We start from the raw sequence: 11,790 nt of genomic DNA on the forward strand, positions 1-11,790 counted from the left end.
GGTCGACCGGGCTCAGTAGGCGAGCGACCGGTCGACGGCGTCGAGGATGCGGTCGAGGTCGGGCAGGTAGTGCTCTTCGAGCTTCGACGGCGGATAGGGAGTGTGGAACCCGCCGACCCGCAGGACCGGGGCCTCGAGGTGGTAGAAGCTGCGTTCAGTGATGCGCGCGGCGAGCTCAGCGCCCAGCCCCAGGAACACCGGGGCCTCATGGGCGACGACCAGCCGACCGGTGCGCTTCACCGACTGCTCGACGGTGTCGAAGTCGATCGGGCTGAGGCTGCGGAGGTCGATGACCTCGACGTTCGCACCCTCGTCGGCCTTCGCATTCGCGACATCCAGAGCGGTGGGGACGAGCGGTCCGTAGGACACGAGTGTGAGGTCGGTGCCCTCGCGCACGACCTGAGCGGAGTGCGTCGCGGCACCGCGCTCGTCCGTGTCGACGTCGCCCTTCATCCAGTACCGGCGCTTGGGCTCGAAGAACATCACCGGGTCGTCGCTGCGGATCGCGTCCTGGATCATCCAGTACGCGTCGTGGGCCGTCGACGGGGAGATGACCCGCAGGCCCGCATGGTGCGCGAAGACCGCTTCCGGGCTCTCGGAGTGGTGTTCGGGGGAACCGATCCCGCCGCCGTACGGGACACGGATGACCACGGGGATCTTCTCGTTGCCGCCGGTGCGGGCGTGGAGCTTCGCGACCTGGGTGACGATCTGGTCGTAGGCCGGGAAGATGAAGGCGTCGAACTGGATCTCGATCACGGGACGGAAGCCGCGGATCGCCATTCCGATGGACGTGCCGACGATTCCGGACTCCGCGAGCGGCGCGTCGATGACCCGCTGCTCGCCGAAGTCCTTCTGCAGGCCCTCGGTCACGCGGAACACGCCGCCGAGCTTCCCGATGTCCTCGCCGATGAGCACGACCTTGGGGTCATCCTCCATCGCCTTGCGCAGTCCCGCTGTGATCGCCTTCGACAGAGGCATGGTGCTCGTCATATCAGGCGTGCTCCTCCACGTCGGCGAAGGAGTCGAGGTAGGCGAGGTAGGCGTCGCGCTCCTCATCGACCAGTGCGTGGGGCTCGCTGTAGACGTGCGTCCACATCTCTGCGGGCGGAGGCGGCGCCATCTCGACGCACGCGGCGCGGATGCGGGCGGCCATCTGATCTGCTTCCGCGTCGACCGCCGCGAATTCGTCCGCGGTCACGCCCTGGTTCTCGAGGTAGCGGCGCAGCCGCACGATCGGGTCCTTCGCCGCCCACGCCTCCGTCTCCGCATCGCTGCGGTACTTCGAGGGATCGTCGGCCGTCGTGTGCGCACCCATGCGGTACGTGAAGGCCTCGATGAGGAGCGGCCCGTTGCCCGCGCGGATCGAGTCCGCGCTGGCGCGCGCCACCGCGTAGGTCGCCAGCACATCGTTGCCGTCGACGCGGATGCCCGGGATACCGAAGCCCTTGCCCCGCTGGTACAGGGGGGTCGGAGTCTGGATGGAGGTGGGCTCGGAGATCGCCCACTGGTTGTTCTGGCAGTAGAAGAGGACCGGGGCGTTGAACGCGCCGGCGAACGTGAGGCCCTCCGAGACGTCGCCCTGCGAGCTCGCACCATCGCCGAAGCAGGCGACTGCGATCGAATCGCGATCGATGTCACCGGTGCCCACGTCGCCGTCCATCTGGATCCCCATGCCGTAGCCGGCCGCGTGGAGGACCTGGGAGCCGATCACGATCGTGTAGGTGTGGAAGCGGTTGGCCTGCGGGTCCCACCCGCCGTGGCTCTGGCCCCGGAAGATGCCCAGCAGTTCCGTGGGGTCGATCCCGCGCGTCCATGCGACGCCGTGCTCGCGGTACGTCGGGAAGACGAAATCCTGCTTCCGCAGCGCGCGGCCCAGGCCGATCTGCGCGGCCTCCTGGCCCAGCAGCGGCGCCCACAGGCCCAGCTGGCCCTGGCGCTGCAGTGCCTGGCCCTCCGCGTCGACGCGGCGCACCAGCACCATGTCGCGGTAGAAGCCGAAGAGGTCCTGCGTGTCGAGTTCAGCCGCGAACACGTCGTATTCGCCTGAGCTGACACGCTCCCCCTCCGGGGTGAGCATCTGAATCATGTGCGGTCCCGCCTGCCTCTTCGCACGCGCTCCCGCTGAAATCTCGGACGTCATCGTTCCTTCTCCTCTCCTGGACGCTGCTCCCGGGTGTGGGTACAGCGCTCGGATGGTGGAGTGTCCACGGTTGTGTGGGCACTCCTGTCGTGATGCGTTTCACATCGTGGGATTTACGATACCTGAGCGCGTGAGCCGTGCCAACCTGAGTCGTTCTCCTGTCGTGCTTCCCAACGTACGGCCGCGCATTCCGCGTTAGAGGTTCCGAACAGCCCCCTCAGCGACCACCTGCGATCGCCCACAATCACTCTGACGTCATACTTTTATGTCCAAGTATTCGCAGGTCAGAGTGCCATGGGCACGCGATGCTCACGGTCGCGTGACGGTGATGCTCACGGTCGCGTGCCTTCGAAGGAGTGCGTGCTCCCCAGCGGTCCGTCGAAGAACCGGCTGTTGCGCTCCTGCCACTGCGCGAGCTCCGGGTGCCCGCTCTCCTCCAGGCCGGTCAGGGTGTTGTCGTAGAGCTCGCCCCCGTGTGCGTAGACGGGCCCGTCGAAGGCCGCGTCGATCCGCTCCTGGCTCCACCCCTTCCCGGCGAGCGCCTCCCTCTGCTCCGCCTCGTCGAGGTCCACCGTGAGCGTCGCCCAGTCCGCCGTATCCGCATTGCGCGCGCCATCGAGGTCGGGCACCAGGTCCTGCTCGTGCTCGATGGACAGCATGTCCACCCCGTCCGGCGGCGCGAAGTCCGACACGGGCGACCCCACCGTGAACACGGTCGTGACGTTGACGCGCTGACGGAACTCCTCATCCGCCAGCAGTGACGCGGCGACCAGCCCGCCCTGGGAGTAGCCGACGAGCATGACCTCGTCCTCGGGCTCGACCCCCGCCTCCTCGATGGCGGTCCGCACCACCTCGTGCTGTGCGGAGCGTCGACCGGATGCCGTTTCGAGGTTCGTCGTGTGGTCGGTGGTCTCCCGCCCCGCACGCAGCGTGTTCTGCGTCGTCGCGGGCACGTAGACGATGTGCCTCCTCCGACCGTCCGCGCCCTCGATCTGCTCGACCCGCACCCGCCCGTTGTCCCGTCCCCGCGACTGCGCCCACTGCCGCTCCCAGAGCGCCCGGACCGACCCCGGTGCGTGCGCGTGGCCTGCGGAGGCCCCGCCGGGCCGTCCATGACCGTCACCGTCGTCGACCTCGCGCACGTCGACCGGTGGGCGATGCTGCGGATCCGGCAGCAGGCTCTGGTCCCCGAAGAACCCGAACGGCGAGAGGCCTGCGAGCACGAAGCCGGTCAGCGTCTGCGAGTCCCGCGGGATCGCACCCCAGTCCGCAGGGGTGAACACGAGGCCCGGAGGGACGCCCACGAACCCTGCGACGAAGCCCGGGAGGACGTGCTCCATCGCCGCCCCGGTGAGCTCCGAGTGCTCTCCTGCACCCTGCACCACCCACACGGCACCGTCCGCCAGGACGCCGAGCACCGCTTCCGCTCCGTGCTCCGCGACCTCGTCGACGTCGATCCCGGTGACCTGCTCGATGTGCTCGAGGACTCCCGCGTCCTTCGCCGCATTCCACACATGGACGACACCGGTGCCGACCACGAGCCCCTGCACCGCCGCACTCCCGACGACGAGCATCGTGACGGGATGGAACACGACAGCGCGCACCATGTGTCCCGCCACGTTCGCGGCGGTGTCGAGCACGAGGGCGAAGGAGGCCGCGATGAGCGCATCGGCGGATTCATAGGCGTCCGCGCATCCCCGAAGCGCTGAGGCGATGCCCCGGATCCGCAGGCCCGCGCCCGCCGACCGGGCGAAGAACCGCGCGCACGCGACCTCGAGCGCCGCTCCCGTCACGGGCGACGCGGCGAGCGCGAGGACCGTCGCGTCCGCTTCCGCACGCGCCAGCGTCACGAGCACCGCTTCGAACTCCTCGGCGCGTGCGGAGAGGACGTCGGCACCTGCCCGCATGTCGTCCAGACGCGCCGTCGTCCCACCCGACCCGCCGGTGACAGTGACATCCTGCGCCGGCCCCGCACTCATCGGCGCGGGTCCTGCACACGGGCACGTGTGCTGGCCTCGGCACGGGCCTGCGCACCCTCCTGCCGTGCACCCTCCTGCGAGCGTTCGAACGCTTCAGTCAGCTGTGTGACGAGCTCCCGTCGCAGCACTCCAGGCTCCGGATGGACGACGGAGTGCACACGCATGGGAGGGCATCCGTCAGGCAGCGCCCACCGCCCCACGACTGCGAGGTCAGCATGTGCGGGCTCCGGTACGAGCTCTGCGAGGCGGCGCGCGGTGTCCGCGGTGTCGAACACGCCGAGCAGCAGCGCCCCGGGCAGAGGCGCACGGCGCTCCGCAGAATGGCTGCCGGCGACGTCGACCTCGGCTGCTGCTCCGTGGCGACCCTGCGCACGTCCGTCGTCGTGGGGTGCCCAGCCGACGAGGACCGCGGCGATGGCACTCCCCCACGCGGATTCGGCGATGAGCGTCCCGCGCGGTCCGAGGAACCAGTGGACCGCGCGCACCGGCGCCGTGTCCGCGAAGCCCATCACGCGGTCGCAGAGTCCTGCGCCCTGCGCCGGCCTCTCACCCGCAGCCGAGGGAGGCCAAGCAGTCCTCGCGCATGACGCTGTCGCCTCAGCCGAGCCCGCCGCAGCAGAGCCCGCCGCAGCAGACCCCGCCGTAGCAGAGCCTGCGGCATCGAGCCGCTGCGCGACCGATGCCGGGCGCAGCACCGTGGGCCAGCCTCCACCGCGGCTCAGGGATGCGGAGAAGACGTCGAGCGCGCTCACCGCGCACCAGACCCGCCTGCCGTCCGGCGCATCCGTCCGACTCACAGGAGACCTCCGAAGGGGACGGGATTCCCCAGCCCGGGCAGCGGCAGGCCGGGCCCCTCGCCTCCCGCTGCCGCGGCCGCGGCGAGGGCGTCCACGACCTCGCGCAGCGCATCAATGTGGGCAGTCATCGCGACGATGACGTCGTCGGCCAGACTCATGAGATCGTGCCCGTCGCGCACCCAGCCGGCCAGCGCGTCCCTGAATGCTCCGCTGGACGAGGAGCTCCACTCCACGTGCTGCGCGTCCTGACTGCGAGCGACGATCGCGCCGATCTCACCTGCCTGCGCCACCCACACCGCCCTGTCCGCCTCGAGCGCCTCGATCACCGCGGCCGCAGCCCCCTCGATACCCGTCACGATGCCCACCTCTCCCTCACGTGCTCTCCGCCGCCCGGCCCCTCGCCTCCTGACACCCTTCGCCCGTGCGGCTCGGTGCACCACCTCCGCCCGCGACCTGTGGATGCGGCCGCGCCGGTCCCCAGGGACCCGTGCGCGCGGGGAGCCGTCCGCGTACCGGACGGTGACCTCGGGTGCGCACACACCCGCGTGAGAGAATCGCCGCATGACGAACCGTGTGCAGCTCGCCCAGATCGACCCCGCCCTCGCGCTCAGCCCGCTCGACGGCCGCTATCGCGCCGACGCCGCTCCGCTCATCGACTACCTGTCCGAGGCTGCGCTCAACCGCAATCGGGTCCACGTCGAGGCGGAATGGTTCATCCACCTGGCCGAATCCGGCGCCGTGCGCGGCACGCGGGAGCTGCTCGAGGACGAGAAGACGCAGCTGCGCGAGTGGGCCGCAGGGTTCGACGCGGAGACGATCGACCAGCTGCGGACCTTCGAGGCCGTCACGGTCCACGACGTCAAGGCCGTCGAGTACTCGATCAAGGAGTTCCTCGATCAGATCGGCGCGGGCGACCTCTCGGAGCTCGTCCACTTCTGCTGCACCTCGGAGGACGTCAACAATCTCTCGTACGCGCTGGGGATCAGGGGCGCCGTCCAGGACGTCTGGCTGCCGACCGCTCGGACGCTCGTCGACTCCCTGGCAGACATGGCCGAGGAGCTCGCGGACACAGCGCTGCTGTCCCACACGCACGGGCAGCCGGCGACGCCGTCCACCATGGGCAAGGAGATCGCGGTGTTCATCCACCGCCTGCGCCGCCAGCTGGATCGCATCGAGAAGACCGAATTCCTCGGCAAGATCAACGGCGCGACCGGTACGTACGCCGCCCACGTCGTCGCCTCCCCCGGCGTCGACTGGCCCGGCATCGCGCAGAGCTTCGTCGAGCACCTGGGCCTGACCTTCAACCCCGTGACGACGCAGATCGAATCGCACGACTGGCAGGCGGAGCTGTTCGCGGACATCAGCCGCTTCAACCGCATCTGCCACAACCTCGCCACGGATATGTGGACCTACATCTCGATGGAGTACTTCACCCAGATCCCCGTCGAGGGCGCGACCGGCTCCTCGACCATGCCGCACAAGGTCAATCCGATCCGGTTCGAGAACGCAGAGGCGAACCTCGAGATCTCCAACGCCCTGCTGGATTCGCTGGCGTCGACGCTCACCACCTCACGGCTCCAGCGCGACCTCACGGACTCGACCACGCAGCGCAACATCGGTGTGGCGTTCGGCCACTCGCTGCTCGCGCTCAACAACCTCGTCAAGGGCCTGGGGCGCCTCGAATGCAACACCGACGCCCTGTCCGCGGATCTCGAACGCAACTGGGAGGTGCTCGCGGAGGCGATCCAGTCCGTCATGCGCGCGGCGTTCCTCCGCGGTGTGGGAGGGATGGACAACCCCTATGAGAAGCTCAAGGAGCTCACCCGCGGTCACCGCGTCGACGGCCCCGCACTCCGGGAGTTCGTGGGCGGGCTCGGGCTGCCCGACGAGGATGCCGCACGCCTCGCGGCGCTCACGCCCGGCTCGTACGTGGGGATCGCCGCTAAGATCGCTCGGGAGGAGACCGCCTCCTGGCGCGCCTCCCGCTGAACCGACCGCAGCCGAGGTCCCGGGCACCTGAGCCCGGAGGCCCCGGTCCCAGCAGCCTCGGTCCGAGCCGCCTCGGCCTCGGTCCTAACTGCCGGCTCCGCCGTCAGGCGATCGCGACGTATTCGAGGACGGGGCGGCCCGCACTGCCGTAGCGCGGCCTCCGCTCCAGGAGCCCCACGTCCGCCATCGCCTCGAGGTAGCGGCGGGCGGTCACGCGGGAGACTCCGATCCGGTCGGCTGCCTCTGCCGCGGAGTGCCCCTCGTCGGCGAGGAGTCCCAGGATCTGGTCCTGCACGGCGTCCGGCACGCCCTTCGCCCGCTGCGGGCCGGTCCCTGCACGCAGGCCCTCGACGGCGGCGTCCACCTGCGACTGGGTGATCTGGCCGTTCCCGCCCTGCTCTGCTCCCAGTGACAGGCGGAAGCTGCGGAACGCCTCGAGCTTGGTCTTGAAGACCGGGAATGTGAACGGCTTGAGGATGTAGTGGACGACTCCCAGGGACAGCGCCTCCTGCACGACCTGCATATCGCGTGCAGCGGTCACCGCGATGACGTCGACCGGCACCTTGCGCGCGCGGAGGCTGCGCACGAGCATCAGCCCGTGGCCGTCGGGCAGGTTCATGTCGAGCAGCACCAGATCGACTTGGCCGGCGTCGATCCCGATGATCCGGTCCGTGAGCGCGGCGAGGGCGTGCTGGGCGTTCCGCGCGATCCCGACGAGGCGGAAGCCGTCGACGCGGTCGACGTAGGACGCGTGCGCCTTCGCCGCGATCTCCTCGTCCTCGACCACGAGAACTCCGAACGGGGCTTCTCCGCGCCCCGTCGGATCACCTGCTTCACTCATGCGCTCACCGTAGATCCCCAGGCGTTCCCGCGCCATCATCCCCGGTCAGAGGGCGCATCACGTCGTGCGTCGGCTCCTGCGGGGCACCCGGCACCCACACGGTGAAGAGCGCGCCGCTGAGCGGCGGGGCCATGTCCGCGAGCTCCGCCTCATCGACCAGTTCGGTCCCGGACGCCTGGACGTCGATCGCGCCCTTCATCCGCCGGACGGCCTGCACGGCGAGCGACAGCCCCACCCCGCGCGAGGTGTGCTCGAGCCGTCCGGCGCCGGTGTCCCCGGCGACCCCGTCGTGCTTCGTCGACCAACCCCGCTCGAACACGTCGTCCAGCGAGTCCTCGGCGATGCCCGGGCCGTCGTCGCTCACCTCGATGACGAGGCCCGAGTCCCCGGCCCCGGAGAACCGCACCCGCACCGTCCGCCGGTCCGGGGGGACCGTCCCGACGCTCACCGCGTCGAAGGCGTTGTCCACGAGGTTCCCGACGATGGTGACGAGGTCCCGATCGTCCGCAGTGATCGACCCGCGCAGCTCATCGGTGTCGAGCTCCATCCGGATGCCCTGCTCCGCTGCCTGGGACATCTTCGTGAGCAGCAGCGCGGAGAGGACCGGATGGTCGAACCCGTCCAGCAGGTTGTCGGCGGGCCGCTCGGCCTGCTCGATCTCACGCGTCGCGAACTCCACGGCCTCGTCGAACGAACCGGTCTCGACGAGCGACACGATCATGTGGAGGCGGTTCGCGTACTCGTGCGTCTGCGAGCGCAGCGACTCGGAGAACGAGCGCACGGACACGAGCTCTCCGATCAGCTCCTGGAGCTCCGTGTGGTCGCGCATCGTCATGACCCAGGTGTCGGGGGCCGTCGACGCCGGCTGCTGGTTCACGACGAGGATGCGTCGGGTCGTGTAGTGGATCTCGTCGCGGGCGTAGCGGCCCTCCGCCAGGAGCGCCTTGAGCGAATGGTCGAGGTCGATGTCCTGCAGGGGAACGGGCGTCCGCGCACGCTGGTCCGACATGCCGAGCAGCTCTGCCGCCTCCGAGTTGAAGAACACGACTCCCTGGCTGCGGTCCACCAGGACGAGGCCCTCGGACACCGCACGCAGCACGGACGAGTAGTAGTCGAGGACGGCGCCCAGCTCCTTCGTGCCGTAGTCGCCCGTGACGCGGCGCAGACCACGCAGCGTCATCCAGTTCGCGAGGACGCCCAGCACGACCGTGAGGCCGCCCAGGAGCCAGATCGTGCGCGCCTGGGGGACGAAGCCCCCGCGCACCGCGTCCGGGGATAGGCCCACGACCGCGGCTCCCACCACCTCCGGCTCCTCGGCAGACTCCCCTGCGTCGCCGGACGCCGCCGTGGTGTCCGAGCGGGTCATCGGCGTGCGGGACGAGCTCCAGTCGGCACCGGCGGCTGCATCGGCATCCGACGGGTGAGCCATGATCGGGGCGGCGGCCACGAGGAGGTCGACGGACCCGTCGATGTAGCGGACCCTCGTCTCCCCCTCACTCAGCTCCTCGAGGTCCAGGCGGGAGACGGCGGCGCGCGCATGCGAATCGCCCGCGCTGTTCGACGTCACCACGGCAGGGCGCTCCTCGGGCACATTCGCCGCACCCACTCCGGTGCCGCCCAGCCCTTCGCTGCGCTCCAGCTCTGAGCGCGGGATGACCTCGACGAGGTCCACCTCGTAGTCAGCGCGGATGGCGTCCAGCCGGTCCATCATCTCCGCGTTCTCAGGAGTGCCGCTGAGGAAGACGGGGAGCGGCTCCTCATCGCCTGAGTCCTTGCCCGCCTCGACCGACACGATGTGGTCGACGACGAGCGTCGAGCGCGCGAGCGATTCCGCGGTGTTCCCCAGCTGGTCCTCTGCGCGACGGTCGTTCTGCTCACTCATGACGAAGTAGAGCAGCGTCGTCACGAGCAGCACGATGCCGACCAGCATGACGCCGTTCGCGAACATGATCCGCCCCGCGACTCCGGCATCCGCGAACGGGAGTCGGCGCCGCGCCTGCCCGCCCTGCGGGGTGGAATCGGGCAGCCCCGGCACCCGGTCGGCCGCGGGCCGTGCCGGTTCCGTGCGTCCGGAGGACGATCGTCTGATGGGGGACATCGCCTCAATTGTGCACGAGTCGGCGCACTCGCCGGGCCCGCGGACCTCGACGCGACGGTCGACGAGGCCGACCGCAGGCGCGAGTGGACCGGCTCAGTCGAGGACGGGCTTGTCCACAGTGGGCTCCACGTCCTTGCGGGAGACGACCCAGTTGAGGAGCATCGCCACTGCGGTGGCGGCGACGAACGCGACCCCCGCGAGGAGCGCGGGGAGCCCCAGGTGGGCGATGGCGGCGAAGCCCTCCTGCGAGAACCGGCTCCCCTGCGTGACGACGGAGCTCACGACGAACGTGACGAGTGCCGCGATGAGGCCGAACCGAACCGCGTCCTTGTAAGGCACGCTCTTCCTGCCCGCGTGACGGTCGGGACGCCGAGTCTTCTGCTTCTCCATGATGACCCCAGTCTACCGTCGAGTGGTCCCGCATCTCCCTGGGCACCCATGACCCGGCACTCCTGACCCGTCACTCATGATCCGGTACCTATGACCCGTCACCCACGACCCGGCACCTATGAACTGACACCCACGACCGCAGGCACGTCCGCCGTGGCACACTGAAGACGTGTTCCGACCTCGGCTCTCACTGCCCGGATGGGCTGCGCTGTTCACCGCAGTCATCCTCGTCGCGCTCCTGGCACTGCTGTTCTTCTACAGCCCGGACAGGGGCCTGCGGGTCGAGGCGACCGCGCAGCCCAATCAGGCCGCCGCCACCCCGGACACGACGGTCGCTCCGGAGGACCTGCCGTTCGACATCGAAGACATCCGCTCCCACCTGCTCGATCGCCCGTCGACGGGGTCCCACACCATCGACTCGCAGACCACGGAGGCCCTCCTCTACTGCGACGAGTGCATCTCGCTGGGCACCGCACTGGAGATCGACGGCACCCCCTTCCAGGTCGCGCTGGTGACGGAGCCGGGGACCGACACCGTCTTCTCCGCCGCCGTCATCGGCGAGCAGGACGGCGAACCGTCCCTCCAGCTGGTAGTTTCAGGGCACGATCTCACACTGACTCCCGGACGCGGAGGGACCCTGGTCAAGCAGGAGAAGCGCTACGCTCCTGCGGACGAGGTCTGCTGCCCCTCCGGTTGGTCGGTCCAGGTCTACAGGTTCCATGACGGACGCTTCGAAGCCGGTCAGCGTGTCTCCAGTGCGGGAGAGCACTGACGGGCACGGGAACGGACAGCGCGCACGAAGAACAGGCAGCACGGGAGACCGGCGGGGGAAGAGGAAGAGCATGCACATCGTCCTGGTGGAGGACGACGAGGTGATCCGCGAGACGACGCAGATCAGCCTCGAGCGGTTCGGCTACACGGTGACGGCGTTCGAGGACGGACGCGAGGGCTACGAGTTCGTCACCGCCAACGGTGCGGACGCGGTCCTGCTCGACCTCATGCTGCCCACGATGAACGGAGCCTCGATCACGCGGGCGATCCGCGAACGGTCGACGGTGCCCATCATCGTCATCTCCGCGCGCTCGGACCCGATCGACATCGTCCAGTCCCTCGAGGCGGGCGCGGACGACTACCTGACGAAGCCGTTCGACATGCAGGTCCTCAACGCACGGATCCGCGCCGTCGTGCGCCGCTTCATCACCGCGGGCACCGGATCCATGGGCTACTCCCCCGCGCCGGCCGCGGCCCACACCGCCCGCGAAGCGGCGATCGGCCCCGGAGGCCGCATCATCGGCGGCGGCGAGCTGCCCGACGTGCTGGGCCCCACCCCGGGCTTCGACTCCCGCGAACCGACCGACACCGGCCCGCTGCCGGTCCAGCAGGTTCCGACGCGCACCGCCGAGCAGTGGGCAGCAGACCCCGGCGAGGCCCCCGGATCCTGGCAGGAACCCCAGCCCGCCGCAGTCCCCGCTGCGGTCCCCACGGCCGACGTGCCCTGGTCCTCTCCGCCGGCGCCTGCGAGCCCCGCCGCGAGCCCCCAGGCCGGTCCCCCGGCC

11 protein-coding genes are annotated in these 11,790 nt (G+C 69.9%); 3 read left to right on the top strand and 8 right to left on the bottom strand.

Annotated elements, in window-relative coordinates; translation table 11 throughout:
- Nucleotides 1-12: 12 nt before the first annotated feature.
- The 5 genes from FM105_RS06205 to FM105_RS06225 all read right to left on the bottom strand — a co-directional run bounded on the left by FM105_RS06205 (nucleotide 13) and on the right by FM105_RS06225 (nucleotide 5,272).
- Complete coding sequence (locus tag FM105_RS06205) at nucleotides 13-990, bottom strand: alpha-ketoacid dehydrogenase subunit beta (protein ID WP_087006404.1); 978 nt, start codon at nucleotides 988-990, stop codon at nucleotides 13-15.
- Nucleotide 991: 1 nt separating this feature from the next.
- Nucleotides 992-2,140 (bottom strand): pyruvate dehydrogenase (acetyl-transferring) E1 component subunit alpha, encoded by a 1,149-nt coding sequence (gene pdhA, locus FM105_RS06210; RefSeq protein WP_087006406.1) that lies wholly within the window; start codon nucleotides 2,138-2,140, stop codon nucleotides 992-994.
- Nucleotides 2,141-2,472: 332 nt separating this feature from the next.
- Nucleotides 2,473-4,119, bottom strand: coding sequence for a hypothetical protein (locus FM105_RS06215; protein ID WP_087006408.1), 1,647 nt, complete (start codon nucleotides 4,117-4,119; stop codon nucleotides 2,473-2,475).
- Complete coding sequence (locus tag FM105_RS14520; RefSeq protein WP_143275839.1) at nucleotides 4,116-4,916, bottom strand: hypothetical protein; 801 nt, start codon at nucleotides 4,914-4,916, stop codon at nucleotides 4,116-4,118. The genes FM105_RS06215 and FM105_RS14520 overlap by 4 nt, the downstream gene beginning before the upstream one ends.
- A complete protein-coding gene (locus FM105_RS06225; RefSeq protein WP_143275840.1) occupies nucleotides 4,913-5,272 on the bottom strand; it encodes a hypothetical protein in 360 nt (119 codons plus the stop codon). Before FM105_RS06225 ends, FM105_RS14520 begins: the two co-directional genes overlap by 4 nt.
- A gap of 205 nt (nucleotides 5,273-5,477) precedes the next feature.
- Here FM105_RS06225 and purB point away from each other — a divergent pair, with 205 nt between their 5' ends.
- Nucleotides 5,478-6,905, top strand: a complete 1,428-nt coding sequence (gene purB / locus FM105_RS06230) for an adenylosuccinate lyase (RefSeq protein WP_087006413.1) — start codon at nucleotides 5,478-5,480, stop codon at nucleotides 6,903-6,905.
- Nucleotides 6,906-7,008: 103 nt separating this feature from the next.
- Here purB and FM105_RS06235 read toward each other — a convergent pair whose 3' ends face one another.
- From FM105_RS06235 to FM105_RS06245, 3 genes are all read right to left on the bottom strand, one after another.
- The gene (locus FM105_RS06235) at nucleotides 7,009-7,746 is read right to left on the bottom strand and encodes a response regulator (RefSeq protein ID WP_087006434.1); all 738 of its coding nucleotides are present in this window, start codon (nucleotides 7,744-7,746) and stop codon (nucleotides 7,009-7,011) included.
- Nucleotides 7,747-7,750: 4 nt separating this feature from the next.
- Entirely contained in the window at nucleotides 7,751-9,844 is a 2,094-nt protein-coding gene (locus FM105_RS06240; RefSeq protein ID WP_087006415.1) for a sensor histidine kinase, read from the bottom strand.
- Nucleotides 9,845-9,937: 93 nt separating this feature from the next.
- Nucleotides 9,938-10,234: a hypothetical protein gene (locus FM105_RS06245; protein WP_087006417.1), complete on the bottom strand. Its 297-nt coding sequence runs from the start codon at nucleotides 10,232-10,234 to the stop codon at nucleotides 9,938-9,940.
- A gap of 169 nt (nucleotides 10,235-10,403) precedes the next feature.
- Here FM105_RS06245 and FM105_RS06250 point away from each other — a divergent pair, with 169 nt between their 5' ends.
- Both FM105_RS06250 and FM105_RS06255 read left to right on the top strand, forming a co-directional pair.
- On the top strand, nucleotides 10,404-11,006 hold the full coding sequence (locus FM105_RS06250) for a hypothetical protein (protein WP_087006418.1): 603 nt from the start codon (nucleotides 10,404-10,406) through the stop codon (nucleotides 11,004-11,006).
- A gap of 70 nt (nucleotides 11,007-11,076) precedes the next feature.
- On the top strand, nucleotides 11,077-11,790 hold a 714-nt coding region (locus FM105_RS06255; protein ID WP_256970265.1), incomplete at its 3' end, for a response regulator transcription factor.

The organism is Brevibacterium yomogidense (genome assembly GCF_900163715.1).
Taxonomy (GTDB): domain Bacteria; phylum Actinomycetota; class Actinomycetes; order Actinomycetales; family Brevibacteriaceae; genus Brevibacterium; species Brevibacterium yomogidense_A.